This window comes from Allobosea sp. UC22_33 (genome assembly GCF_042700715.1).
Classification (GTDB): Bacteria; Pseudomonadota; Alphaproteobacteria; order Rhizobiales; family Beijerinckiaceae; genus Allobosea.
Genome location: NZ_CP170556.1, coordinates 4,489,773 through 4,514,531 on the forward strand (window position 1 = coordinate 4,489,773; position 24,759 = coordinate 4,514,531).

At 67.0% G+C, this 24,759-nt stretch carries 21 protein-coding genes; 11 read left to right on the forward strand and 10 right to left on the reverse strand.

What is annotated here, in order from left to right; translation table 11 throughout:
* Nucleotides 1-26 precede the first annotated feature (26 nt).
* Genes ACFJGT_RS21745 through ACFJGT_RS21755 form a run of 3 tightly spaced genes read right to left on the reverse strand, consistent with a single transcriptional unit; the run spans nt 27 to nt 3,452 of the window.
* Complete coding sequence (locus tag ACFJGT_RS21745; protein WP_377842307.1) at nt 27-1,727, reverse strand: SUMF1/EgtB/PvdO family nonheme iron enzyme; 1,701 nt, start codon at nt 1,725-1,727, stop codon at nt 27-29.
* Between the two features lie 22 nt (nt 1,728-1,749).
* Entirely contained in the window at nt 1,750-2,196 is a 447-nt protein-coding gene (locus tag ACFJGT_RS21750) for a DUF4399 domain-containing protein (protein ID WP_377842310.1), read from the reverse strand.
* Nucleotides 2,193-3,452 carry a DUF4399 domain-containing protein gene (locus tag ACFJGT_RS21755; protein WP_377842313.1) on the reverse strand — a complete coding sequence of 420 codons (1,260 nt, stop codon included), beginning with the start codon at nt 3,450-3,452 and terminating at the stop codon, nt 2,193-2,195. The genes ACFJGT_RS21750 and ACFJGT_RS21755 overlap by 4 nt, the downstream gene beginning before the upstream one ends.
* 169 nt (nt 3,453-3,621) lie before the next feature.
* Here ACFJGT_RS21755 and ACFJGT_RS21760 point away from each other — a divergent pair, with 169 nt between their 5' ends.
* Nucleotides 3,622-5,061 (forward strand): caspase family protein, encoded by a 1,440-nt coding sequence (locus tag ACFJGT_RS21760; RefSeq protein WP_377842316.1) that lies wholly within the window; start codon nt 3,622-3,624, stop codon nt 5,059-5,061.
* Between the two features lie 49 nt (nt 5,062-5,110).
* Nucleotides 5,111-6,292 carry an OmpA family protein gene (locus ACFJGT_RS21765; protein ID WP_377842319.1) on the forward strand — a complete coding sequence of 394 codons (1,182 nt, stop codon included), beginning with the start codon at nt 5,111-5,113 and terminating at the stop codon, nt 6,290-6,292.
* On the opposite strand, the gene acnA is transcribed toward ACFJGT_RS21765, so the two are convergent.
* Nucleotides 6,273-8,885 carry an aconitate hydratase AcnA gene (gene acnA, locus ACFJGT_RS21770; protein WP_377849039.1) on the reverse strand — a complete coding sequence of 871 codons (2,613 nt, stop codon included), beginning with the start codon at nt 8,883-8,885 and terminating at the stop codon, nt 6,273-6,275. The two genes, ACFJGT_RS21765 and acnA, sit on opposite strands and share 20 nt — an antisense overlap.
* A 102-nt stretch (nt 8,886-8,987) precedes the next feature.
* Between acnA and ACFJGT_RS21775 the strand changes: the two genes are divergently transcribed.
* The 5 genes from ACFJGT_RS21775 to ACFJGT_RS21795 all read left to right on the forward strand — a co-directional run bounded on the left by ACFJGT_RS21775 (nt 8,988) and on the right by ACFJGT_RS21795 (nt 14,099).
* Entirely contained in the window at nt 8,988-9,764 is a 777-nt protein-coding gene (locus ACFJGT_RS21775) for a transporter substrate-binding domain-containing protein (RefSeq protein ID WP_377842323.1), read from the forward strand.
* 131 nt (nt 9,765-9,895) lie between these two features.
* Nucleotides 9,896-10,606 (forward strand): GntR family transcriptional regulator, encoded by a 711-nt coding sequence (locus ACFJGT_RS21780; RefSeq protein ID WP_377842326.1) that lies wholly within the window; start codon nt 9,896-9,898, stop codon nt 10,604-10,606.
* A gap of 159 nt (nt 10,607-10,765) precedes the next feature.
* Nucleotides 10,766-11,725 carry a dihydrodipicolinate synthase family protein gene (locus tag ACFJGT_RS21785; protein ID WP_377842329.1) on the forward strand — a complete coding sequence of 320 codons (960 nt, stop codon included), beginning with the start codon at nt 10,766-10,768 and terminating at the stop codon, nt 11,723-11,725.
* A 120-nt stretch (nt 11,726-11,845) separates the two neighbouring features.
* The gene (locus ACFJGT_RS21790) at nt 11,846-13,087 is read left to right on the forward strand and encodes an NAD(P)/FAD-dependent oxidoreductase (protein ID WP_377842333.1); all 1,242 of its coding nucleotides are present in this window, start codon (nt 11,846-11,848) and stop codon (nt 13,085-13,087) included.
* 10 nt (nt 13,088-13,097) lie between these two features.
* Nucleotides 13,098-14,099: a 4-hydroxyproline epimerase gene (locus ACFJGT_RS21795; protein ID WP_377842337.1), complete on the forward strand. Its 1,002-nt coding sequence runs from the start codon at nt 13,098-13,100 to the stop codon at nt 14,097-14,099.
* A gap of 51 nt (nt 14,100-14,150) precedes the next feature.
* On the opposite strand, the gene ACFJGT_RS21800 is transcribed toward ACFJGT_RS21795, so the two are convergent.
* A complete protein-coding gene (locus ACFJGT_RS21800; RefSeq protein WP_377849040.1) occupies nt 14,151-14,927 on the reverse strand; it encodes a DeoR/GlpR family DNA-binding transcription regulator in 777 nt (258 codons plus the stop codon).
* Between the two features lie 140 nt (nt 14,928-15,067).
* Here ACFJGT_RS21800 and ACFJGT_RS21805 point away from each other — a divergent pair, with 140 nt between their 5' ends.
* From ACFJGT_RS21805 to ACFJGT_RS21820, 4 genes are all read left to right on the forward strand, one after another.
* Nucleotides 15,068-15,862: an inositol monophosphatase family protein gene (locus ACFJGT_RS21805; protein WP_377842339.1), complete on the forward strand. Its 795-nt coding sequence runs from the start codon at nt 15,068-15,070 to the stop codon at nt 15,860-15,862.
* Between the two features lie 70 nt (nt 15,863-15,932).
* Complete coding sequence (locus tag ACFJGT_RS21810; protein WP_377842343.1) at nt 15,933-16,991, forward strand: ABC transporter ATP-binding protein; 1,059 nt, start codon at nt 15,933-15,935, stop codon at nt 16,989-16,991.
* The gene (locus tag ACFJGT_RS21815; protein ID WP_377842346.1) at nt 16,988-18,628 is read left to right on the forward strand and encodes an ABC transporter permease; all 1,641 of its coding nucleotides are present in this window, start codon (nt 16,988-16,990) and stop codon (nt 18,626-18,628) included. The genes ACFJGT_RS21810 and ACFJGT_RS21815 overlap by 4 nt, the downstream gene beginning before the upstream one ends.
* A 64-nt stretch (nt 18,629-18,692) precedes the next feature.
* Nucleotides 18,693-19,706 carry an extracellular solute-binding protein gene (locus tag ACFJGT_RS21820; RefSeq protein ID WP_377842349.1) on the forward strand — a complete coding sequence of 338 codons (1,014 nt, stop codon included), beginning with the start codon at nt 18,693-18,695 and terminating at the stop codon, nt 19,704-19,706.
* Between the two features lie 105 nt (nt 19,707-19,811).
* Here the strand turns inward: ACFJGT_RS21820 and ACFJGT_RS21825 are convergent, their stop codons facing one another.
* From ACFJGT_RS21825 to cyoA, 5 genes are read right to left on the reverse strand one after another with little or no spacing between them, the layout of a single operon-like run.
* Nucleotides 19,812-20,552: an SURF1 family protein gene (locus tag ACFJGT_RS21825; RefSeq protein WP_377842352.1), complete on the reverse strand. Its 741-nt coding sequence runs from the start codon at nt 20,550-20,552 to the stop codon at nt 19,812-19,814.
* Between the two features lie 10 nt (nt 20,553-20,562).
* Nucleotides 20,563-20,931 carry a cytochrome o ubiquinol oxidase subunit IV gene (cyoD, locus tag ACFJGT_RS21830; protein WP_377842353.1) on the reverse strand — a complete coding sequence of 123 codons (369 nt, stop codon included), beginning with the start codon at nt 20,929-20,931 and terminating at the stop codon, nt 20,563-20,565.
* Entirely contained in the window at nt 20,928-21,560 is a 633-nt protein-coding gene (cyoC, locus tag ACFJGT_RS21835) for a cytochrome o ubiquinol oxidase subunit III (RefSeq protein WP_377842354.1), read from the reverse strand. Before cyoC ends, cyoD begins: the two co-directional genes overlap by 4 nt.
* 9 nt (nt 21,561-21,569) lie before the next feature.
* Nucleotides 21,570-23,570: a cytochrome o ubiquinol oxidase subunit I gene (gene cyoB, locus ACFJGT_RS21840; protein WP_377842357.1), complete on the reverse strand. Its 2,001-nt coding sequence runs from the start codon at nt 23,568-23,570 to the stop codon at nt 21,570-21,572.
* Nucleotides 23,571-23,581: 11 nt separating this feature from the next.
* Nucleotides 23,582-24,712: a ubiquinol oxidase subunit II gene (cyoA, locus tag ACFJGT_RS21845; RefSeq protein WP_377842360.1), complete on the reverse strand. Its 1,131-nt coding sequence runs from the start codon at nt 24,710-24,712 to the stop codon at nt 23,582-23,584.
* Nucleotides 24,713-24,759: the final 47 nt, after the last annotated feature.

A 24,759-nucleotide genomic window follows, 5' to 3' on the forward strand; every position in this document is an offset into this window, starting at 1 on the left:
CTGCAATTCCGGGAGGAACCGATAGCCTAGCGATCGCGCGCGACGCGGAAGCCGTTGGTGTAGAAGCGCACATCGGCCTCGTATTTGAAGCGCGCGGCTGAACGCAGATAGCGCGGATCGTTGTTGAACGAGCCGCCGCGCAGCACCCGCTCACGGCAGCCCCCAACGGTATAGGCGCTGCCGTCTCGGGGCGCGCTGCGATAATTCTCGCTCCAGCAATCGGCGATCCATTCGGCCGCATTGCCGGCCATGTCGTAGAGTCCGAAGGCATTGGCCGGAAACTGGCCGGCCGCAGTGGCGCTGCCGCGCTTCTGGTCGTTGCAGCCGAGGCAATTGGCCCGCTCCTTCACCAGGGTCTGGCCCCAGGGATAGGTCGTCGCCGTGCCGGCACGCGCGGCATATTCCCATTCGCTCTCCGTCGGCAGGCGGTAGGGCTTGCCGCTCCGCGCCGACAGCCAGGCGAGATAGGCATTGGCATCGTTCCAGTGGATATCGGTGACCGGTCGCTTGCCGCGACCGAGCCCGCGATCATCAGGCCGGTGGTTGCAGCCGCCCTGGTCGATGCACAGGTCCCATTCCTCGAAGGTCACCTCGCGGGCTCCGAGATAGAAGCCGCGGACGCTCACCGGATGCACCGGCTTCTCGAACTCGTAGAGATCGTTCGAGCCCATCTGGAAGCTGCCGGCGGGGATCGCGACCAGTTCCGGACAGCCCGTGCAGTCGCGCTGCGGCGCACCGGCGGCAGGCTGGGGCGAGGCCGGCGGCGTGGCGACAGCAACGGCGGTGGAAGCCGGCGCGGCCGGACCGGCGCGATATTCCTGCTCGCGCGTGCGGGCGAGCGAGGCGAAGCGCCCGTTCGGGTAGGCATCGAGATAGGCGCGATATTCCGCCGCGCTCCTGCTGTTGCGGATCGATTCCCAGAAGGCGAGGTCGTAAGCGGCATCCTGGGTGACGCCCGGCGTCTGCGGCGGCGGGATCACAGCGCGGCTGCCTTGCGCCACGGCAACCGGCCGGGCGACGGATGTGACGACGAGCCCCTTCGGCGGCTCCGCCGAGAGCCAGGCCTGCTGGCTCCGCCGGGTCTCGCGCGAGACCGTGTCCCGCACCTGCTTCACGGCCTGCGCCATCTCCAGCCCCGGCGTCCGGATCGCCTTCAGCCAGGCCTCGCCAGCGCGGTCGGGGCCGGCCGGCAGGGCCTTGCCGGGCGCAGTCGGGAACAGCACGGCAATGCCTTCCATCGGCTCGAGCGGCAGCAGCCCCTTGGCGTTGCCCTGCCAGGGATTGTCGCGGCCGGCATCGAGGAAGATCAGGGCACTGGTCGGCCTTGCGATGATCAGCGGATCGACGATCTCGTCGAGATCGACCGCACCCTCAGTTCCGTTCTGCACCGGAAGCAGGAAATTGCGGTTGCGCTGCTGGGTGGTATGGCCGCTGTAGAACACCACGACCTGCGCGCCACGCCTGAGCTTGCTGGCGAAGCCGGCGATCGCCTGCCGCAGCGCATTGCGGTCGGCATTCTCGACGGCAACGACATCGAAGCCGCCGGCGCTCAAGGTCTCGGCGACGGCCCTGCCCTGCTGGGCGACGCCGGCGATCGCGGCCTCCGGATAGGCCTCGTTGGCGATGACGAGGGCGATACGCGCGACCTCCCCCGGCTGCTGTGCGAAGCCGGGCACGGCCAGCAGCGGCAGCATGAGAACGGCAATCAGGACGCGCAACCAGGCCATCGGCAGACGGTTTCCTTTCCGGCTAGCGGACATTGACCGTGATCTTCGGCGACATCACGGGCGGATTATGCGGCGTATGATTGTGGTCGCCGAGCAGCAATTGCAGGGTGTGCCGGCCCTTGGGCAACGTCACCACCACCTCGGTCTGGCCGTTGCCGAGATGGATGTTGTTGTAGTCGGACGGGATCGGCTGGTCGGGCGGTCCGGGATCGGTGTCGATCAGCAGATGATGATGCCCCGTCCGCGCATGATCGACGCCGGCCGGCGCGACGCCCATGCCGCGCAGGCCGATGCGTACGGTGAAACGCTCGGGCACGCTCAGGCCATCGACCGGATAATGGAAATAGACCTGCGCGCCCGGCGGGGCCGGCTGGCGCGCCGGCGTCTGCGCCGCGGCCCCCGGGAGAGCCGCATGCCAGATCGCCAATGCGAAAAGGCCGGCTGCTGCGATGCGGGCTTGCGAGATCACCGGCGCCTCCTCGCATGCGGGCCGCCCGGCGCGACGATCACCGTGATGCGCTCCGAGATCACCGGCGGATCATGCGGCACATGGTTCTCGTCGGCGAGCAGCAGTTGCAGCGTGTGCCGCCCGTTCGGCAGCGTCAGCTTGTATTCGGTCTGGCCGCCGCCGAGATGGATATGGTTGAGGTCGGCCGGGATCGGCTCGCCGAAGGCTGGCGGCTCGGTATCGACCAGCAGGTGGTGATGGCCGGTATTCGGCTTGGCGACGCCGGCCGGCGCCACGCCCATGTTGCGCAGGCCGAAGCGGATCGTCGAGGTCGGATAGATCGGGTCGCCGTCCCTGGGATAGACGAAATAGACCGCGGCATCGTTGGGCGACGCCGTGCGGGCGCGGCCGGGACCATGGGCATGCGGCGGGGAAGGAGCGGCGACCGAAGCCTGCGCCTCGCCGACGACGCGAACCCGGATGCGCGGCGAGACCACCGGCGGATCATGCGGCACATGCTCGTGATCGCCCATCAGCAATTGCAAGGTGTGTTCGCCCGGCGGCAGCGAGATTTCGGCCTCGGTCTGCCCCCTCCCGAAATGCAGATGGTTGAAGTCGCTGGGAATCTCGCGATCGAGCGCCGGCAGCTCGGTATCGACGAGGAGATGGTGGTGCCCGCCATTCGGACTGCTGGTTCCGGCCGGCGTCACGGTGATGCCTTCCGCCCCGAAGCGGATCCTGGCGTGGCTCGGGATCGTCGCGCCGTCCTGCAGGTCGATGAAGAAGACGCGCGCGCCTGGCGCGGCGACCGAGCGCGGCTTCTCGGCCGGCGTTGCCGGAACCTCGACCGTGATGCGCTCGGACATGATGGGCGGATCATGCGGCACATGGTTGTGGTCGGCGAAGAGCAGTTGCAGCGTATGCTTGCCCGGCGTCAGCGCGATCTCGGCCTCGGTCCGGCCGCCGCCGAAATGGATATGGTTGAAATCGCTGGGGATCGGCTGGTCGAGCGGCGGCAATTCGGTGTCGATCAACAGATGGTGATGTCCGCCATTGCGCGCCGCCTGCCCGGCCGGGACGACCTCCATGCCGGAGATCACGAAACGCACCGTAAGCTTGGCGGGAACCTGGGCCTTGTCGGCGAGGCCGACGAAGGAAAGGCGGGCCGTTGCCGGGGCCGTGCTGCGCTGCCGGGCGCGCTCCTGCGCCGCTGCTCCGGCAAGAGGCATCGCCACGGCCAGAGCCAACAGGAGAAGCGCCGGCGCGATACGAAGCATCAGCGTCTTCCTTCCGCGAGAAGATGGGACGGAGGCTACCAGCGCCGACTGACACCTTCAAGCAAAACACCATCCCGTTTCGGTGATGACTATGCTTTGTTCTGGAGATGGCCGGGGTCATGCATTAGCATGACGTAGAGGCTGCCGGCAGCCTCTAGGAACGTGATCCATGACCCTCGTCGCGCGACTCTGCGGCCTGTTCCTCGTGCTGCTGTCCGGCCTCGCCCTGGCCGAGACGCCGCCCGAGCGCCGCGTCGCGCTGGTCATCGGCAATTCCAGCTACCGCAACGCCCCCGTGCTGCCCAACACCGTGAACGATGCGCGCGACATGGTGGTCGCCCTGCGCAAGGTCGGCTTCGAGGTGGTCGACGGCATCGATCTCGACAAGCGCGGCATGGATGCGGCGCTGACGCGCTTCGCCCGGCTGGCGCAGGATGCCGATGCCGCGATGTTCTATTTCGCCGGCCACGGCTTCCAGTTCAACGGCGAGAACTATCTCGTACCCGTGGAGGCCAAAGTCGAGGACGAAGTCGGCGTCCAGTATGAGACGACCCGGCTCAACGACGTCGTCACCGCCCTGAACTATGCCAAGGGCGTCAAGATCATGGTGCTCGACGCCTGCCGCAACAACCCCTTCGTCGGGTTGCTCGCCAAGCGCCAGGCGACGCGCGGCTTCTCGGTCGGCTCCGGTCTCGCCCCAGTCCAGCGCGCGCAGGGCATGGTCATCGCCTATGCGACGCAGGCCAACGATGTCGCAGCCGACGGCGCCGGCCGCAACAGCCCCTTCACCGCCGCGCTCGTGCGGGAGATCGATCAGCCTGGCCTCGAAGTCGCGGCGCTGTTCCGCCGCGTGCAGAAGAGCGTCTACGACACGACCGCCGGGCGGCAGACGCCGGAGCTGTCGCTGTCCCTGCTCGGCGATTTCTACCTCAACCGCGAGGAGACGGATGCCGATATCTGGCGCCGCATCCGCGCCAGCGACGACACCACGGCCTTGCAGGCCTTCATCCAGCGCTATCCGCAGAGCTTCTTCGTCATCGACGCCCGCACGCGGCTCGACCTGCTCGAAGGCCGCTCCTCGGTCTCGAGCGAGCGCGACAAGCTGGTGCGCGAATTCGCCGAGCGCGAGCGCGCCCTGCTCCAGCGTCTCGAGAAGGCGGAGCAAGGCAGGCGTCAGGCCGCCGACGATCTCGCCCGCAAGGATATCGGCGATGCCGTCGGCGTCCCGCCGCCCGTGCCGGCTCCGGGCTCCACGCCTGTCGCGGCTGCCCCTGCTCAGCCCGCGCCACGCGCCCAGGACAAGGCAGAGCGCGCGCGCCTCGCCGACGAGCTCGCCCGCCGCGAATCCGAGCTTGCCGCGATCGAAGCCGAGAAACAGCGCCTCGCCGAGGAGCGCCGGACTGTCGAGCAGGCCATGGCGGCGCGGCTCGGCGCCCCTGCGGTGCCGAGCCGTTCAACGCAGCCCGTCGCCCTGCCGGGCGCCGCACCCCGCGCGCCGGACGTTGCGCCGCGGGGCCGCGCCTCCGGTGAATGCGCCGAACTCCTGATGCGCGCGCAGCTCGGCGACCTGACACCCGCGGCGCGCGAACAATTGCGGCAGTGCCGCTGATGCAAGCTGGCCGCGGCATGGAGCCCGGCCGAAACCGAAGAGGTGAGGCATGACGGGCCTGGTCCGCTGCAAGATCGCGATGATCGGCCTCGCCCTGCTGGCGGGCGCGACATCGACCGGCGCCCAGACCGCGCCGCCGCCACCGACCCCCACGCCCTTCGCCGAGGCGCTGCGCAAGGCGGCCGATGATCTCTTCACCAAGGCGGCGGTGTCCGGCGACAAGGTCGAGCTGGTCATCGACCCGCTGATCGACGCAGCCTCGGGCGCACAATCCACCGCAACACGCTCGATGCAGGCGACCTTGATGGAGCTGGTGCGGACGAACTATCCGCGCTTCACCGTCCTCCCCTTCGACAGCGAGGCGCTTGCCGGCAAGCCGGTAGTGCTGGTCGGCACCTTCACCGCCGTGAACAACCAGGGCGCCGCCGATGGGCCGCGCGATGCCTACCGGATCTGCCTAACGCTGGCCGATCTCAAATCCAACAGCATCGTCTCCAAGGGCGTCACGCGCGCCCGCACGGAAGGCGTCGACACGACGCCGACACCCTATTACCGGGACTCTCCCCTCTGGGCGAAGGACCAGGCGACCGACGCCTATATCAAGACCTGCCAGGGCACGAAGCTCGGCGACCCGATCGATCCCGGCTATATCGAGAAACTTACCGCCAATGCGCTGATCAATGACGGCATCCTCGCCTATGAGACCCAGCATTTTCGCGAGGCCCTCGCCTTCTACCGGACGGCGCGCAAGCTACCGGGTGGCGAGCAGCACCGCGTCCGGATCGGCACCTATCTCGCCGCCAGCAAGCTCGCCCGGCGCGAGGACATGGTCGACGCCTTCGGCGACCTGATCGATTACGGCCTCGCATCCGACCGGCTAATGGTGAAATTGCTGTTCAAGCCGGGCACCACGCAATTCGTCGATGACCGCCAGATCACCGAACCCTACCCGATGTGGCTGAGCCAGATCGCAACGCGCTCGCGCCAGAAAGGCGCCTGCCTGGAAATCGTCGGCCATACCTCGCATACCGGCTTGCCGCAGGTGAACGACCGGCTGTCCGCCTTGCGCGCGCAATTCGTCATGGATCTGCTGCTGACCGGTGCGCCCGACAATCGCGGCCGCATGATCGCGACCGGCCGCGGCTTCCGCGAGAATCTCGTCGGAACCGGCAAGGACGACGCCAGCGACGCGCTCGACCGCCGCGTCGAGTTCAAGGTGATCGGCTGCTGAGAAGCCCGGCGAGGACATGCGGGATCAGCCCGCCCGATTTCAGCAGCGTGATCTCCAGCGAGGTCTCGATCGCGGCGCGCAGGGTGATCGGTACGGTCTCGCCAGACGGGCGGATGATCGTCAGCCGCACCGCGCAGCGCGGCGCCAGCCGATCCGGGCCAAGGTCGATCGCGAAAAGATCGGCCGAGCCTATGGCCAGCGCATCGGAATGGACGCCTTCCGGCAGCAGGAGCGGCAGGATGCCCATGCCGATCAGGTTCGTACGATGGATGCGCTCGATGCTCGCCGCGATCACGGCGCGGACGCCGAGCAGCGCCACGGCCTTGGCCGCCCAGTCCCGCGACGAGCCCATGCCGTAGCGCTCGCCCGCCACCAGCACGAGCGGCACCTTCTCGTTCGCATAGCGTCCGGCCGCTTCCGTCAGCGACACGATCTCGCCGGAGGGCTCGTGCCGCGTGAAGCCAGCCGGCGCATCGGCCGGCAGCAGGCGGTTGACCGCCATCCGATTGGTGAAGGCGCCGCGGATCATCACCTCGAAATTGCCGCGCCTTGAGGCGAAGACGTTGAGATCGGCGGGATCGCCTCCTTCAGCGATGATGTGCCGGCCGGCCGCGCTGTCCGGGCGGATCTGGTTGGCTGGCGAGATATGGTCGGTGGTGACGTCGTCGCCCAGCACCAGTAGCGGCCGGGCATGGCCCTTTGCCGGGGGCAATCCTTGCGGCCGGACGAAGGGCGGCCGGCGCAGATAGGTCGAGCCAGGCTCCCAGGGGAAACGCGGCCCGTCCGGCGCTTCGAGCTCGACCCAGAGCGGGCGGGTCGCCGCCTCGCGGTAGGCGGCATCGAAATCGGCCACGTCCCAGCCAGTCGTCACGGCGTCGTCGATCTCCGCGCCCGTCGGCCAGATTTCGCCGAGCATCACCGGCTTGCCCTCGGCATCGAAGCCGAGCGGATCGCGCGTGATGTCGATATCGACCGTGCCGGCGAGCGCGAAGGCGATGACCAGCGGTGGCGATGCCAGGAAACCGTTTTCGAGATCGGGATGGACGCGGCCGGGAAAATTGCGGTTGCCGGACAGGACCGCGACCGGACGAAAACCCTCCCGGCCGAGCTCGTTCTGGACGACATCGAGCAATGCCCCGGAATTACCGATGCAGGTCGTGCAGCCATAGCCGACGATGCCGAAACCGAGCCCTTCGAGATCGTCGAGCAGCCCGGCACGGCGCAGGAAGCGCTCCGCCGTCGGCGATCCCGGCGCCAGCGAGGTCTTGACGTAGTCCGGCGGCTGCAAGCCACGAGCGCGGGCCTTGCGCGCGAGGACGCCGGCCGCGGCCAGCATGCTGGCATCGGATGTATTGGTGCAGCTCGTGATCGCAGCGATCACGACGGCGCCATTGGGAAGAGCACCTTCACGCGCAGATGCCAGAGCCGGCGTGAAGGCCGAACGGGTCGAGCCGGCGGGGAGCCGGTCCTGTGGGCGACGCGGCCCGGCGACGCTGGCCTCGATCGCGTCGAGATCAACGGTGATCACACGCGTGAAGCGCGGCTCGGCTACGGGATCGAACCAGAGCCCGCTCGCCCGGGCGTAAGCCTCGACCAGAGCGCGGTCCTTCGGGGGCTGGCCGATCCGCGCGAGATAGGTCAGCGCGCGGTCGTCGATCGGGAAATACCCGGTCGATGCCCCGTATTCCGGCGCCATGTTGGCGATTGCCGCGCGCTCGCCGACCGACAACGTCGATACGCCCGAGCCGAAGAATTCGACGAAATCCCCGGTGACGCCGATGGCCCGCAACGCGCGCGTCACTTCCAGAGCGAGGTCGGTCGCCAGCACGCCATCGCGCAACCGGCCGGTGAGCTTCACGCCGATCACATCGGGAATGCGCAGGACGACGGGGACGCCGAACAGCGCCCCCTCGGCTTCAAGCCCGCCAACGCCCCAGCCGAGCACGCCCAGCCCGTTGACCATCGGCGTATGGCTGTCGGTTCCCAGCAGCGCGTCCGGGAAGGCACGGCGCTCGCCCTGATGCATCTCACTGACGACGACCCGCGACAGCCGCTCCAGATTGATCGTGTGCATGATGCCCGACCCCGGCGGATGCACCCGGATGCCCGGCATGGCCGCGGCAGCCCATTTCATCAGGCGGTAGCGCTCGGCGTTGCGTCCGAACTCCTTCTCCAGATTGCGCTGGAAGGCGTCCGGCCGGCCGAAGAAATCCACACCTGAGGAGTGATCCGTCGAGACATCGACCGGAATACGCGGCATCAGCAGGTCGGGGTCTCGCCCGTTCTCGGCAAGCACGTCGCGCATCGCCGCGATATCGACCAGCGCCGGCCCGCAGGTCGTGTCATGCATCATGATCCGGTTCGGCAGGAACGGGATTTCGACGAGACTGGAGCCTTCATCGAGCCAATCGCGAAAGGCCTGCGGCAGATGCGCCGTCTCCTCCGCGGGCGCCGAGCGCATCGCATTCTCGAACAGGATCCGCAGCACATGCGGCAGGCGCCGGAAATCCGTCCCCAGCAGAGGCGCGACATCGAGACGGTGGAGCCGCTCGCCCGCCACATCAAAACCTGTCCACTCGGCCTTGTCGTTCAACGTCACGATCTCGTTCGGGCTTTAAAGCCCGCCTTGCTTTCTATGGCGCGCCGTCCATGCAAAGACCTGGAGGGGCGTTTTTGTTTTATAGGATTAGAAGTGATGACCGAGGAAGCCCGGCAGATCAGCGCGATCATCGGGGCGCCGGCCGAGGCGGTCCGTCAGGCGCTCTCGCGCCATGGCATGCTGCGGGCCGGCATCAATCTGTCGAACTTCCTGCTGGTTTCCAGCCGCACGGCCGATGGCGGCCCGGCCGGTGTCTCGCCGGACATGGCGGCGATCCTGGCCGCGTGCCTCGACCTGCCGCTCAAATATGTCCCCTATGATTCGCCTGGCCTGCTCGCGGATGCGGCAGAGCGAGACGAATGGGACATCGCCCTCGTCGGCGCCGAGCCGCAGCGCGCCGCCGTGATCGACTTCACCCCGGCCTATACCGAGATCGAGGCGACCTATCTGGTGCCGGCGGGCTCGGAGCTGCGATCGGTGGCAGAGGTCGACCGCCCGGGCCGGCGCATCGCGGTTGCCGCCCGCACCGCCTATGGCCTCTGGCTCGAACGGAACGTCCGGGAGGCCGAACTGGTCAGCGGAGAAGGCTTCGACGGGGCCTACAGGCATTTCGTCGACCAGAAACTCGACGCGCTCGCGGGCCTGCGGCCCAAGCTGATCGAAGACGAGAAGACGCTGCCGGGCTCGCGCATGCTGCCCGGCCGCTTCATGGCGGTCCAGCAGGCGCTGGGCACGCCCAAGGCCTCCGGCGTCGCTCTCGACTATCTCAGGAGCTTCGTCGCAGCCGCCATCGAGAGCGGCATCGTCGCGCAACTGATCGCCAGGCACGGGGTCACCGGCCTCTCCGTTGCGGAGACGGGTTCCGGCGGCTGATCCGGTCGCGAGCAGGGCCCGGCAACCTGCCTATCCGGGACCAGCCATACGACCATCGTCGCCGTCGCCCGGTAATCGATTGATCAAGCGCCGCGCGCCCCGTATTCCTCTTGTCGACAAGAGGATTCCGCATGAAAGCCACCAAGGCCAAGGCCGCCGCCGTTCCGGAGCGAAAGCGCGGCTCGGGCGTCAAATTCGTCTACGACCTGCTGCGTGACGAGATCCTCGATCTCGTCCTGCCGCCCGGCAGCCCGATCGACGAAGTCCAGCTCGCCGAGCGCTTCAGCATGTCGCGCACCCCGATCCGCGAGGCCCTGGTGAGGCTGGCGGGCGAAGGCTTGATCGACACGCTGCCCAACCGCTCGACCATGGTGGCCAATCTCGACTTCCTCAACATGTCGCCCTTCTTCGACGCGCTGACCCTAATGTACCGGGTGACGACGCAGCTCGCCGCCCAGAACCGCCGGCCGGAGGATCTGGAAGCGATCCGCGCCCGGCAGGCGGAATTCGCTGCCGCGGTGAAGGCCCAGGACGCGCTGGCGATGATCGCGACCAACGCCGCCTTCCATGCCGCGATCGCCGATGCCGGCCGCAATCCCTATTTCAACAGCCTGTTCAGCCGCCTCCTCGACGAGGGGCGGCGCTTCCTGCGGCTCTACTACCAGTCCTATGACGACCGGCTGCCGCAGCAGTTCGCCGACGAGCACGAGACCATGATCGCCGCGATCGTGGCCCGCGACACGGCCTTGGCCGACCGCCTCGGAAAGGCTCATGCTGAACAGATCGTCCAGCAGATTCAAAAGCTTATGATCGGAGAAGAGAGGCTCGACATCACGCTGTGAGCTTTCTTGCGTAATTCTTGTCGACAAAAAATATGCAAAGCGCTATAACGCACTCGAGAGGGGCGCGCCGTCAGAGCACGTCCGGTCGGATGGCAATGTGATCGGGTCGGGCTCTGGCGGCGAGTTTTCCGCAGGAACGACAGTCAGAAGGAGAGCGAGATGAAGGCCCAGATTTTCTCCGGCGTGATCCCCGCGCTGATGACCCCTTGCAAGGCGGACCGCACGCCCGATTTCGACGGGCTGGTGCGCAAGGGCAAGGAACTGATCGCCGCCGGCATGTCCGCCGTGGTCTATTGCGGCTCGATGGGTGACTGGCCGCTCCTCACCGATGCCCAGCGCATGGAAGGCGTCGAGCGCCTGGTGAAGGCCGGCATCCCGGTCATCGTCGGCACCGGCGCGGTCAACACGGCCTCTGCCGTCGCCCATGCCGCCCACGCCCAGAAGGTCGGCGCCAAGGGCCTGATGGTGATCCCCCGCGTCCTGTCGCGCGGCTCGGTCATCGCGGCCCAGAAGGCGCATTTCAAGGCGATCCTGACCGCCGCTCCGGGCCTGCCGGCGGTGATCTACAACAGCCCCTATTACGGCTTCGCCACCCGCGCCGACCTGTTCTTCGCACTGCGCGCCGAGCACCCGAACCTCATCGGCTTCAAGGAATTCGGCGGCGCCGACGACATGCGCTATGCGGCCGAGAACATCACCAGCCGCGACGATGACGTCTCGCTGATGATCGGCATCGACACCACCGTCGTCCATGGCTACGTCAATTGCGGCGCGACCGGTGCGATCACCGGCATCGGCAACGTCCTGCCGAAGGAAGTGCTGCATCTCTGCCAGCTCTCGGTGGCCGCGGCCGCCGGCGATGCCACGGCGCGCCGCCAGGCGCAGGAGCTGGAGCAGGCGCTGGCCGTGCTCTCCTCCTTCGATGCGGGCCCGGACCTCGTCCTGTTCTTCAAGCACATGATGGTGCTGAAGGGCGATGCGGAATACGCGCTGCACTTCAACGAGACCGATGCGCTGAGCGACAGCCAGCGCGGCTATGCCGAGGCCCAGCTCAAGCTGTTTGACGCCTGGTATGCCGATTGGTCGAAGACGAACGTCGCCCGCAAGCAGGCGGCCTGACCATACGCCTCGCGCGGCGGAAGACCGTCCGCTGCGCGGGGGCCAGATCCACGCTGGTATCCCGGACCGGTCCCGGTCCGGATCGACAACGAAGCCCGCATTCGCGAAACGCATCCGCAGATGGCCAGTCCCGATGTCATCGTCATAGGCGCCGGCGTGGTCGGCCTCTCCGCCGCGATCGCGGCGCAGGGGCGCGGCCTGTCGGTGACCGTGCTGGACAAGACCGGGCCGGCCGCGGGCGCCTCCGCCGGCAATGCCGGCGCCTTCGCCTTCACTGACATCCTGCCGCTGGCCTCGCCCGGCATCCTGCGCAAGGCGCCGAAATGGCTGCTCGATCCGCTCGGGCCGCTCTCGGTCCCGCCGGCCTATGCGCTCAAGATCACGCCCTGGATGTTCCGCTTCTGGCGGGCATGCTCGCCGGCGCGCGTCGCCCATTCCATGATGGCGCAGACTGCGCTCATGGATCTGTCCAAGGCGGAGCTGGAGCCTTTCCTGCAGGAAACCGGCACCTTCGCCATGCTGCGCAAGGACGGCAATCTCCAGGTCTATGAAGGCAAGGCCGAACTCGACGCCTCCCTGCCCGGCTGGCAGGCCCGCGAGGAGCACGGCATCGCCTTCCAGCACCTCGACGCAGCCGGCATGGCCGCGATCCAGCCCGGCCTCGCGCCGCGCTTCACCCATGGCACCTTCACGCCCGGCTGGTACTCGATCGCCGACCCGCAGGGCTACACGATCGCGCTCGCCGACCATTTCCGCACCCGCGGCGGCACGATCGAACGGCTGGAGGCCGAGAGCCTGCAGCCGCATGACGGCGGCGTCACGATCCATGCCCGCAACGGTCAGATGCGACAGGCCGCGCAGGTCGTGTTGGCCGCCGGCGCCTTCTCCCATCGCATCGCCAGGAGCCTGGGCGAACGCATCCCACTCGAGACCGAGCGCGGCTACAACACGACGCTGCCGCCCGATGCCTTCGACCTGAGGACGCAGATCACCTTCGGCGGCCATGGCTTCGTCGTCAGCCGCCTGTCGATCGGCATCCGCGTCGGCGGCGCCGTCGAGCTCGGCGGGCTCGACCTGCCCCCGAATTTCCGCCGCTCGGAGGCGATGCTGGCCAAGGCCCGCGCCTTCCTGCCCGGCCTCAGGCCCAATGACGGCGTGCAATGGATGGGCTTCCGCCCCTCACTGCCGGACAGCCTGCCGGCGATCGGCCGGGCGCGAGCGACCCCGCGCGTGATCTACGCCTTCGGCCATGGCCATCTCGGCCTGACGCAATCGGCCGGCACAGCGCGGCTGGTCGCCGACCTCTTGACCGATCGGCCCCCAGTCATCGACATCGCTTCCTTCTCACCGCAGCGCTTCTGAGAGTCGGACCATGGCCAGCCACACTTTCTCCTGCATCGACGGCCACACCTGCGGCAATCCGGTGCGCCTCGTCTCCGGCGGCGGCCCGCGGCTGGAAGGCGCTAACATGCTGGAGAAGCGCGCCCACTTCCTGCGCGAGTTCGACTGGATCCGCACCGGCCTGATGTTCGAGCCGCGCGGCCACGACATGATGTCCGGCTCGATCCTCTACCCGCCGACCCGCCCCGATTGTGACGTCGCCGTGCTGTTCATCGAGACCTCCGGCTGCCTGCCGATGTGCGGCCACGGCACCATCGGCACCATCACCATGGCCATCGAGAACGGGCTGATCACCCCGCGCGAGCCGGGCAAGCTCTCGATCGAGGCGCCCGCCGGCAAGGTCGATATCAGCTATCGCCAGGAGGGCCGCTTCGTCGAAGAGGTCCGCCTGACCAATGTGCCGGGCTTCCTCCATGCCGAGGGCCTGACGGCCGAAGTCGAGGGCCTTGGCGAGATCGTCGTCGACGTCGCCTATGGCGGTAATTTCTACGCCATCGTCGAGCCGCAGAAGAATTTCCGGGACATGGCGGACCATACCGCCGGCGAATTGATCGGCTGGTCGCCGAAGCTGCGCGCCGCGCTGAACGCCAAATACGAGTTCGTCCATCCCGAGCACCCGCAGATCCAGGGGCTCAGCCATATCCAATGGACAGGCAAGGCGACGAAGCCCGAGGCCCATGCCCGCAACGCCGTGTTCTATGGCGACAAGGCGATCGACCGCTCGCCCTGCGGCACCGGCACCTCGGCCCGCATGGCTCAGCTCGCCGCCAAGGGGAAGCTCGCGGTCGGCGACGAGTTCGTGCATGAATCGATCATCGGCTCGCTGTTCAAGGGCCGCGTAGAGGCGGCCACGACCGTGGCCAACCGCCCGGCGATCATCCCCTCGATCGCCGGCTGGGCCCGGATGACCGGCTACAATACGATCTTCATCGACGATCGCGACCCCTTCGCCCACGGCTTCGTCGTGGTGTGAGGCAGGCTCGGCAGCCCGCTTCACTTCGGCAGAGCACTTCGGTCGGATACCCTAGCCATCGGCGACGATGACGCGCCCGACGACGTTCGAAAGCGCGGCCAACGCCGGCAGTCTCCGCGCCTTCCTGTCGGTCACGATCGCGGAAACCCGATCGAGCTCGCAGAAGCGGACCCGGCTCGTGACGCCGATCTTGGAATGGTCGGCGATCAGCACGACGCTCGCCGCATTGGCGACCATGGCCCGGGCGATCTCGGCGGTGTGCTCGAAGAAATTGGTCGCCGCGCCATCCACGTCGACGCCGAAGGGCGACAGCAGCGCCACATCGGCCTTGAAGCGATAGATGTCGTTGATCGTGGATGCACCGCCGGTCTCCGGCGGCTCATGCACGATGGCGCCGCCGAGCAGGAAGACGCGGCTGCCCATCCTCTGCTGGGTCGAGGCCATGCTCGTCGCGACCTGCAGCGAGTTCGTGAGGATGTTGAGCTCGGGAACGCTCTTCAATTCCTCGGCCAGCGCCGCCGTAGTGGTGCCGCCGTCGAGGAACAGCGTTTGACCGCTCTTGATCAGTGCCAGCGCGGCCAGCGCGATGGCGCGCTTTTCCTGCAGCCGGACCGCAGAACGGGCTCCGTAGGATGCGTCCTGCTCAGCGGGAAGGCTGACCGCACCACCGTGGATGCGACGCAAGCGGCCATCGCGCTCCATCGCGACGAGATCGCGGCGGATCGACTCGTGGGAGACATCGAACTCCTGGGCGAGCCGCTCGACCGAGACGCTACCGAACGTCTCGAGAAGCGTGCCGATGCGCTGCTTTCGATCGCCTTGCCACATGAGCAATCGCCTCCTCCGAAATGTTCATGGCACCGCTCATGGCGGCGCACAACCAACGCCCCCCAAATTTACACATAAATACACATTGCCACAAATATCCACAAATGCTAAGCCACCTTCAGAGTGAATGGGGATGGCGAATGCACGCCGGGAATCATCAGGACGAGTGGCTGGCTTTCGCCCTTCGGCTGGCGTCGGAGAGCGGCGCGATCCTGCGCGAGGCAGCGACCGTGCGCCCCGATGTCGAGGTCAAATCCGACAAGAGCTTCGTCACCGCACTCGACGCCCGCATCGAGCGGCGCATGCGCGAGATGCTGGCTGACCGCTTTCCGAGCCACGGCATCATCGGCGAGGAAGAGGCTCCCTCCGATGGCGATGCCGATCTCGTCTGGGTGCTCGATCCGATCGACGGCACTGCCGCCTTCATCGCCGGCCTGCCGGTCTACGGCTCGCTGATCGCGCTGATGCGGGAGGGCGAGCCGATCCTGGGGATCATCGACCACCCGATCACCGGCGACCGCTGGATCGGCGTCAAGGGCAGCCCCACCACGCATAACGGCGGCATCTGCCGCACCCGCGCCTGCGGTGCGCTCGGCGAGGCCATCCTGTCCGCCAGCAACCCCGATTTCTTCGACGCCGACGAGACCCCGGCGCTCGACGCCATGCGCGCCGCCACGGCCTGGCGCATCTGGGGCGGAGCCTGCATGAGCTTCGGCCTGCTGGCGAGCGGGCGCACCGATGCCGCTTTCGACACGCGTTTGAAGCTCTGGGATTTCGCGCCTTTCCGCCCGATCATCGAAGGCGCCGGCGGCGTCATCACCGATTGGGACGGACGGCCGATCGACCACCAGACGGGCAAGCGCATCATGGCGGCCGGCGATCCGGCCCGCCATCGCGAGATGCTGGGGCTCGTCGAGACCGCGATGAAGCGCTAAGCCGACTACAGAACATTCGCTCCGAGACGGCGCCGATCCGCCGGAGCTTTCAGTTGGAGGGGACGACGAGATGGGCATTGCGATCGAGGATCTGGCGGTCGCCTATGGCGGCCAGCGCGTCATCGACGGGCTCGCGCTGACGATCGAGCCGGGCTCGTTCTTCACACTGCTCGGCCCGTCCGGCTGCGGCAAGACCACGCTCCTGCGCACCATCGCCGGCTTCGTCCCAGCCGAGCGCGGCCATATGCGCTTCGGCGGCACGGAGGTGACGCATCTGCCGCCGCACAAGCGCGATATCGGCATGTGCTTCCAGGATTACGCGCTCTTCCCCGACAAGACCGTCTTCGACAACGTCGCCTACGGCCTGCGCGCCCGCAAGCTGGCGGAGAGTGCGATCAAGCCCAAGGTCCAGGCAGCGCTGGAGCGCGTCGGCCTCGGTCATCTCGGCGCCCGCCATCCCGCCGCGCTCTCCGGTGGCCAGCGCCAGCGCGTCGCGCTCGCCCGCGCCCTCGTCATCCAGCCGAAAGTGCTGCTGATGGACGAGCCGCTCTCCAATCTCGACGCCAAGCTCCGCCTGCAGGTCCGCGAAACCATCGTCGAGCTCCAGCGCGAGGCGAAGATCACCACGGTCTTCGTCACCCATGATCGGGAGGAGGCGCTCGCCATGTCCGACCGGATCGGCGTGATGAACCAGGGCCGGCTCGAACAGGTCGGCACCCCCGCCCAGATCTACCGCGAGCCACGCACCGGCTATGTCGCGGATTTCGTCGGCGGCGCCAACATCATCGCTGTCGAGACCGCGGCTCGCCAGGCCGGCGAGACCGCGACGATCGCGCTCGACGGCATCGCGATTGCGGCCCGCGCACCGGCCGCCCTCGCCGCCGGCAAGGCGACGCTCGTCGCCCGCCCGGAGGACATCCTGCTGGCCGAGCCCGGCACCGCCGGCACGCTGCCCGGCCGGATCGCGCATCGCCAGTATCTCGGCGGCAAGACCAGCTACAAGGTCGCGCTCGACAGCGGCCGCGTGCTTGCGGTCGACCTGCAGAGCGGCGCGCATGACCGCTTCGAACCCGGCGCCACCGTCGGCCTCGGCTTCGACCCCGTCCGCACACTGGTGCTCGCGTCATGACCCGCCAGTTCGGCTCGGTCTGGTTCTGGTTCTCCGCGTTGGCGCTGGCGATCCTGGCCGTCTTCCTGCTCTATCCGCTGCTCAATGTGCTGACCGGTTCGATCGGCAGCGGCGGCCGCAACGGCTGGGTGACCTTGGCCGGCGATCCCAAATATGTCGCCGCCATCGTCAACACCGTGGTCCTGGGCATCGCGGTGACGCTGACCACGACGCTGATCGGCGTGCCGCTGGCCTATTTCACGGCGCGGTTCGACTTTCCCGGCAAGGGCATCGTCGCGGTTCTCCCGCTGATCACGCTGGTCATCCCCGAGGTCATTGCCGCCCAGACCTGGCTGATGATGCTCGGCAATAACGGCTTCATCACCCGCTGGCTCGGCGGGCACGGCATCGACATGCCGAGCTTCTATGGCTGGCCCGGCCTGATCACGGTGATGACCTTCACCTATTACACCTACGTCTATATCGGCACGCTCGCCGCCATCCGCGGCTTCGACGTCCAGCTCGAGGAGGCAGCCCAAAGCCTCGGCACCTCGCCCGCCCGCTCGCGCCTAAACGTCATGCTGCCGGTGGTGCTGCCCTCCGTGCTGGCGAGCGCGCTGCTGGTCTTCACGCTGGTCGTCGGCAATTTCGCCACCGCCACCATCCTCGGCAGCCGCGTGCCGCTGCTCTCGGTCCTGACCTATCAGGCCGCCGTCGCCGAGGGCGGCTCCGACCCGGTGATGCAGTCGACGCTCGCCACGGTCTCGATCGCGCTGGTCATGATCGTGCTCTTCGTCCAGCGCTGGATCGTCTCGCGCGGTCGCCACGAGGTGACGCAGGGCCGCGGCGCGCGGGCCGAGAAGCTGCGCGGCCTGCCCGGCCTCGTTATCGGCCTCTCAGCCGGGCTCCTCGTCATCGTCTCGCTCTTGCCGCTCGGATCGATCGTGATCGGCGCCTTCACCGTCTCGCGCGGCCCGGTGATGCGCTGGGGCGAATGGACCACGGCCCATGTCGAGCGGCTCGTGAAGATCGCGCCCGACCCGGTGATCAATACGCTGATCTACTCGGCGGTCGCGACCGCGATCGGCATCACCTTCTCGGCCATCGTCAGCTACCTCATCGTCAAGAAGCGCAACATCCTGACGCCCGCGCTCGACTACCTGACGGCGCTGCCTCTGGCCTTGTCCGGCACGATCATCGGCATCGGCCTGATCATGTCCTTCAACACCGGCTTCCTGCCGATCACCGGCACGGCCAGCATCATCGTGCTCGCCTATATCGTGCGCCGTCTGCCTTTCGGCATCCGCAATTCATCCTCGACGCTCTACAACATCCCGAACTCGATCGAGGAGGCCTCGATCAGCCTCGGCGTGCCGCCGGTCGCGACCTTCTTCAAAGTCGTGCTGCCGTTGATGCTGCCGGCCGTCGCCGCCGCCGCGGTGCTGACCTGGACGACCACCGTCGCCGAGCTCTCGGCCTCGATCATCGTCTATTCCGGCGGCCGCGAGACCATGCCGATCCAGATCTACAAGCTGATCGACTCCAACCTGATGGCGCCGGCCTCGGCCTATGGCCTCGTGCTGGTCGCGGTGATCCTGATCCCGATCATCGTCGCGACCCGCGTCTTCAAGATCGATCTGTTCTCATCGAAGAGCTGAACGAACCGAACCAACAAGGCCGGGCCGGCGCCGCCTGCCGCCCGCGCTCAGAGGGGAAGGCGGAATGAAAGGAACCACCATGACCCACCTGATCGACCGCCGCACCGTGCTCGCCGGCCTCGCCGGCATGGCCGCGGCGCCCGCATTCGCGCAGAGCGCCTCGGGCACCGTCGTGCTCTACACCTCCAACAACGCGCAATCCGTCGATGCCGTGCTCGGCGTCGCCAAGGAGAAGCAACCCAACCTGAAGATCAGCACGATCACCGGCGGCTCGGGCCAGCTGCTGCGCCGCATCGAGGCCGAAGCCGCCAAGCCCCAGGCCGATATCTTCTGGAGCTCCAGCGCCAACACGCTCGGCGCCTTCAAGCAGCTCTTCGAATCCTATGCCTCGCCAGCCGCATCCGCCATTCCGGCCGCGCTGCGCCACCCGGAGAACCTCTGGACCGCCTCGAACGTCCATCTCGTCGTGGCGATGATCAACAAGAACCAGCTTGGTGGAAAGCCGGCGCCCAAGACCTGGAAGGACCTGATCGACCCCGCCTTCAAGGGCAAGATCATCATCGCCGACCCCGCCAACAGCTCGACCGCCTTCACCATCCTCTGGGGCGTCGACAAGCTGATGGGGCCGGAAGGCCTCAAGGCCCTCGCCGCGAACTTGACCGTCTCCAGCGCCGCCTCGACGGTGCTGCGCGCCGTCGGCCAGGGCGAATACGCCATGGGCCTGACCTTCGAGTCGAACGCCTATGCCTATGTCGCCGGCGGCCAGCGCGAGATCTCGCTGCTCTATCCGGCCGAGGGCACCTTCTCGACGCCGGAGTTCCAGGTCCTGGTCAAGGGGGCGCCGGCCGGCGCCGCCGCCAAGGCGGCCTATGACCTGATGCTGTCGAAGGAAGCCCAGATCGCCCTGCTGGAGAACGCCTTCCGCCGCCCGAGCCGCAGCGACATCGACGTCTCCAAGCATGTCGAGCTGCCGGCCATGGAAAGCGTCAAGGTCTTCGCCATCGACGAGGACGAGGCGGCTGCCAAGCGCGACGAGTTCCTCAAGCGCTGGCAGTCCTACGGCACCGCCACGAAGTAAGCGGGCCGCCGCTTCGGCAGGTCCGGAACGGGACGATATCCGACAGCTCTCAGGCGCCTCCGGGCGCCTGATTTCGTTTGAGGAAGGGGCCCGTTTGAAGCCGCCTCACTGCGCCTCCTCCCCTCCCCGGCGGATCAGGAAGATCGCAGCGCCCGCGCTCATCAGCGCGAGGCAGAACCAGGTCAGCGCATAGATCAGATGCGTGTTGCGGAAGTTGACCTGGGTCATGCCGCCCAGCGGCAGCGGGCCGGATTCGGTCGCGGCATCGGCATCGACGAAATAGGGCGCGATCTCGCCCAGCCCGCGCGCAGAGGCGATCGCGGCGACATCGCGGGAATACCAGCGCCCGGCAACGGGATCGTTGCTGCGCAGGAAGCCGCCGCCGGGCTCGCTCAGACGTAGCAGCCCGGCCACCGTCATATCGCCGGTGCCAGTCGCACGCCGCTCGCTCGCGCTGCGCCGATCCTCCGGAACGAAGCCGCGATTGATCAGCACGGTGAAGCCGGCATCGCTGCGAAACGGCGCTATCACCCAAAAGCCGGGGCCCCGCTCGGTCACTGCCATGGTCAGCGTCTCCGGCGAATCGAGATAGCGGCCTTGCAGCACGACGCGACGATATTCGTCGGTCGCGGCGCTGATCCGGGACCACTCCGCCGGCCCCGGAGCCGCGACGGGTGCGGCATGAATCCGCGCTTCGACGCGGGCGATCAGGTCGAGCTTCCAGCTCCGGCGCTCGACCTGCCAGACGCCGAGCCCGGCGAAAATCAGCGCGCAGAGGCCGAGCGCAACGACGAAAGCGAACCGGGCAAAGCGACCCCGTTTGCGCCCGCCCGCATCGACCGGCATCGACCCGGCCTTACATCCTGTGCATGTCCGGCATCATGTTGCTGTTGAGGTGGAACATCACCCACAGCGAGCCGGCAAGCACGATCGCCACGATGACGAGGGTGAAGATCAGCCCCATCATGTTCCAGCCGCCTTCCGAGCGGCCGTTCATGTGCAGGAAATAGACCATGTGGACGACGATCTGCGCCGCCGCGAAAGCCATGATCACGATCGCGGTCAGCGTCGCATTCCCCAGCACGTCGTTCATGACGAGCCAGAACGGGATCGCGGTCAGGACGACCGAGAGCAGGAAGCCGGTGACATAGCCGCGCAGGCTGCCATGCGGGGCATGGTCGTCAGGCGCACCATGGGTTTCGGCGTGGTTCTGGCTACCGCTCATTTCAGCACGCCCATCAGGTAGACGAAGGTGAAGACGCCGATCCAGATGACGTCGAGGAAGTGCCAGAACATCGAGAGGCACAAAAGGCGCCGCCGGTTGGCCTCGATCAGCCCGCGCTTCGAGACCTGGACCATCAGCACCGTCAGCCAGATCAGGCCGAAGGTGACGTGCAGGCCGTGCGTGCCCACCAGTGTGAAGAAGGAGGACAGGAAGGCGCTGCGCATCGGCGTCGCGCCCTCGCGGATGAGATGCGCGAACTCGTAGAGCTCGATTGCGAGGAAGGCGAGGCCGAACAGCCCGGTCACGACCAGCCAGCGCTGCATCAGCGCCTGCTTGCCCTTGTCCATCGCCAGCATGGCGAAGCCGTAGGTGATCGACGAGAACAGCAGCATCACCGTGTTGATCGCGACCAGCTTGAGGTCGAACAGGTCGGCCCCCGACGGGCCGGCGGCGTAGTTGCGCCCGAGCACGCCATAGGTCGCGAAGAGGACTGCGAAGACCAGGCAGTCGCTCATCAGGTAGAGCCAGAAGCCGAGCATGGTCGAGCCGCCGGAATGGGCGTGCTCGTCGTCCGTCACGTAGAACGCCGGGACGCTCGCGGCCTGTGCCTGTGCTTTCGCCTTGGCCATCATCGCCCCTCAGGCCCGTCCGAGCTGTCGGCTGCGCGCTTCCTCTTCCCGCACGACATCGTCGGCGGGAATGTGGAAGTCGCGGTCGTAGTTGAAGCTATGCGCGATCGCGGTCGCGACCACGCCGACGAAGGTCAGCGCCGCCAGCCACCAGATGTACCAGATCAGCGCGAAGCCGCAGATCGTGGCGAGCCCGGCGATGATCACGCCCGCCCCCGTGTTCCGCGGCATATGGATCGGCCGGAAGCCGCCGAGCGGGCGCCGGTAGCCGCGCTTCTTCATGTCGGCCCAGGCATCGAGGTCATGCACGATCGGCGTGAACGCGAAGTTGTAGGCCGGCGGTGGCGAGGAGGTCGACCATTCCAGCGTGCGCCCGTCCCACGGGTCGCCGGTCGTGTCGCTGAGCTGCTCGCGCCTGACGATGCTGACGCCGATCTGGATGATGAAGCAGAGGATGCCGAGCGCGATCAGCACCGCTCCCATCGCCGCGATCACGAACCAGATCTGCAGCGAGGGATCCTCGAAGCGGCTGAGGCGCCGCGTCACGCCCATCAGGCCGAGCACGTAGAGCGGCATGAAGGCGACGTAGAAGCCGATCACCCAGAACCAGAAGGAGAGCAGGCCCCAGAACCGGTCGAGCTTGAAGCCGAAGGCCTTGGGGAACCAGTAGGCGATGCCGGCGAAGACGCCGAAGACCACGCCGCCGATGATGACGTTGTGGAAATGGGCGATCAGGAACAGGCTGTTATGCAGGATGAAATCGGCCGGAGGCACCGCCAGCATCACGCCGGTCATGCCGCCGATCACGAAGGTGATCATGAAGGCGAGCAGCCACAGCATCGGCAATTCGAAGCGGATGCGGCCGCGATACATCGTGAACAGCCAGTTGAAGATCTTCGCCCCTGTCGGGATCGAGATGATCATCGTCGTGATGCCGAAGAAGGAATTCACGCTGGCGCCCGAGCCCATCGTGAAGAAATGGTGCAGCCAGACGAGATAGGACAGGATGGTGATGACCACCGTGGCGTAGACCATCGAGGCATAGCCGAAGAGGCGCTTGCCGCAGAAGGTCGAGGCCACCTCGGAATAGACCCCGAAGATCGGCAGGATCAGGATGTAGACCTCCGGGTGTCCCCAGATCCAGATCAGGTTCACGTACATCATCGGGTTGCCGCCGAGATCGTTCGTGAAGAAATTGGTGCCGACATAGCGGTCGAGCGTCAAAAGCGCGAGCGTCGCCGCCAGGATCGGGAAGGTCGCGACGATCAGCACGTTGGTGCAGAGCGAGGTCCAGGTGAAGACCGGCATCCGCATCATCTCCATGCCGGGCGCCCGCATTTTCACGATGGTCGCGATCAGGTTGACGCCGGACAGCGTCGTGCCCACGCCTGCGATCTGCAACGCCCATAGGTAGTAGTCCATGCCCACTCCGGGCGAGTAGGCGGCCCCCGAGAGCGGCGGATAGGCGAGCCAGCCGACCTTGGCGAATTCGCCGACGAACAGCGACATCATCACCAGGACGGCGCCGCTCACTGTCATCCAGAACGAGAAATTGTTGAGGAAGGGGAAGGCGACGTCGCGCGCGCCGATCTGCAGCGGCACGACATAGTTCATCAGGCCGGTGACGAAGGGCATCGCCACGAAGAAGATCATGATCACGCCATGGGCCGTGAAGATCTGATCGTAATGATGCGGCGGCAGGTAGCCCTCGTTGCCGGCAAACGCGATCGCCTGCTGGCCGCGCATCATCAGCGCGTCGGCGAAGCCGCGCAGCAGCATGATCACGCCGAGGATCATGTACATGATCCCGATCTTCTTGTGGTCCACGCTGGTGAACCACTCGTGCCAGAGATAGCCCCAGAGCTTGTAGCGGGTGACGAGCGCGACGAGCGCGAGGCCGCCGAGCGCGACGGCGGCGAAGGTCGCGATCAGGATCGGCTCGTGATAGGGGATCGCCTCGAGGGTGAAGCGCCCGAAGATCAGCTTCCACCAGTCGGGATAGGAGGTCATCGTTCCCAGCCTCAGTTGGCGACGCGAGCGCTGACGCCCGCGGTGCCGTAGACATCGGTCGGCGTGCAGATCGCCGTCACGAAGGGGCGCGGCGGCATCGGCTGCCCGCCCCGGCGCACGCTCTTGTCGTATTCGAGCTGCGCGACGATATGGATGCCCTCCTTGCCGCCGCCGCCCTTCGCGTCCAGCGCCATCATGTCGCGCGCGCACATCTTGGCCCGGTCGACGCACATGTTGAGGACGGCGCTGAACAGGTCTGACGGAATGTCGCGGAAATAGCGGACCGGCTCGCGCTCGCTCGGCTTTTCCAGCACGAGATATTCCTCGCGCCCCAGCGTGCTGCCGTTGCGGATCGCGCCTTGCACCCAGTCGCCGAAAGCCTTGTCGTCGACGCCGCGGAAGCGGAAGCGCATGTCGGAGAAGCCGGCGCCGCTATAGTTGGCCGAGAACCCCTCGAACTCGCCGGCATGGTTGATCACGGCGTTGAGCTTGGTCTGCATGCCCGGCATCGCGTAGATCTGGCCGGCGAGCGCGGGGATGAAGAGCGAGTTCATCACCGAGGACGAGGTGATGCGGAATTCGATCGGCTGGTCGACCGGCGCCACCACCTCGTTGAGCGAGGCGATGCCCTGCGCCGGGTAGAGAAACAGCCATTTCCAGTCGAGCGCGACGACCTGGATCACCAGCGGCTCCTTGCGGACGCCGTTGCCGCCGGCCTTGGCCTCGACCGCCGGCTTACCGGCACTGATCCGGTCGAGCGGGCGATAGGGGTCGAGCAGATGCGTTCCCATCCAGGTCATGGCGCCGATCACGATGATGATCAGCAGCGGCACCGACCAGATCACCACCTCCAGCGGCAGCGAATGGTTCCAGTCCGGATCGTAGCTGGCCTTGGCCGAGGCGCGGTAGCGCCAGGCGAAGAAAATCGTCAGCGCCATCACCGGCACGATGACCAGCAGCATCAGCGCAGTGGAAGCCAGCAGGAGATTGCGCTGCTGGAGCGCGACATCGCCGGATGGGCCGAGCAGCACCATCTGGCAGCCGCCAAGCAGCGCGAACAACGGCAGAAGCGGTAGAATGCGACAGATTCTCAAGAGACTCGAGACCTCCCTGATCCGGGAACAGCCGTTCTCTATTCCCATTCGCCCGCAACGCACATCGGACAATCTGTCCCATTGCGATGGTTTGA

Excerpts from the sequence above, each read along its gene's own strand:
- ACFJGT_RS21745 (WP_377842307.1), bottom strand. The coding sequence starts at position 1,727 with ATGGCCTGGTTGCGCGTCCTGATTGCCGTTCTCATGCTGCCGCTGCTG.
- ACFJGT_RS21755 (WP_377842313.1), bottom strand. The coding sequence starts at position 3,452 with ATGCTTCGTATCGCGCCGGCGCTTCTCCTGTTGGCTCTGGCCGTGGCG.
- ACFJGT_RS21760 (WP_377842316.1), top strand. The coding sequence starts at position 3,622 with ATGACCCTCGTCGCGCGACTCTGCGGCCTGTTCCTCGTGCTGCTGTCC.
- ACFJGT_RS21765 (WP_377842319.1), top strand. The coding sequence starts at position 5,111 with ATGACGGGCCTGGTCCGCTGCAAGATCGCGATGATCGGCCTCGCCCTG.
- ACFJGT_RS21775 (WP_377842323.1), top strand. The coding sequence starts at position 8,988 with ATGACCGAGGAAGCCCGGCAGATCAGCGCGATCATCGGGGCGCCGGCC.
- ACFJGT_RS21780 (WP_377842326.1), top strand. The coding sequence starts at position 9,896 with ATGAAAGCCACCAAGGCCAAGGCCGCCGCCGTTCCGGAGCGAAAGCGC.
- ACFJGT_RS21785 (WP_377842329.1), top strand. The coding sequence starts at position 10,766 with ATGAAGGCCCAGATTTTCTCCGGCGTGATCCCCGCGCTGATGACCCCT.
- ACFJGT_RS21790 (WP_377842333.1), top strand. The coding sequence starts at position 11,846 with ATGGCCAGTCCCGATGTCATCGTCATAGGCGCCGGCGTGGTCGGCCTC.
- ACFJGT_RS21795 (WP_377842337.1), top strand. The coding sequence starts at position 13,098 with ATGGCCAGCCACACTTTCTCCTGCATCGACGGCCACACCTGCGGCAAT.
- ACFJGT_RS21800 (WP_377849040.1), bottom strand. The coding sequence starts at position 14,927 with ATGTGGCAAGGCGATCGAAAGCAGCGCATCGGCACGCTTCTCGAGACG.
- ACFJGT_RS21805 (WP_377842339.1), top strand. The coding sequence starts at position 15,068 with ATGCACGCCGGGAATCATCAGGACGAGTGGCTGGCTTTCGCCCTTCGG.
- ACFJGT_RS21810 (WP_377842343.1), top strand. The coding sequence starts at position 15,933 with ATGGGCATTGCGATCGAGGATCTGGCGGTCGCCTATGGCGGCCAGCGC.
- ACFJGT_RS21815 (WP_377842346.1), top strand. The coding sequence starts at position 16,988 with ATGACCCGCCAGTTCGGCTCGGTCTGGTTCTGGTTCTCCGCGTTGGCG.
- ACFJGT_RS21820 (WP_377842349.1), top strand. The coding sequence starts at position 18,693 with ATGAAAGGAACCACCATGACCCACCTGATCGACCGCCGCACCGTGCTC.
- ACFJGT_RS21825 (WP_377842352.1), bottom strand. The coding sequence starts at position 20,552 with ATGCCGGTCGATGCGGGCGGGCGCAAACGGGGTCGCTTTGCCCGGTTC.
- cyoD (WP_377842353.1), bottom strand. The coding sequence starts at position 20,931 with ATGAGCGGTAGCCAGAACCACGCCGAAACCCATGGTGCGCCTGACGAC.
- cyoC (WP_377842354.1), bottom strand. The coding sequence starts at position 21,560 with ATGGCCAAGGCGAAAGCACAGGCACAGGCCGCGAGCGTCCCGGCGTTC.
- cyoB (WP_377842357.1), bottom strand. The coding sequence starts at position 23,570 with ATGACCTCCTATCCCGACTGGTGGAAGCTGATCTTCGGGCGCTTCACC.
- cyoA (WP_377842360.1), bottom strand. The coding sequence starts at position 24,712 with ATGGGAATAGAGAACGGCTGTTCCCGGATCAGGGAGGTCTCGAGTCTC.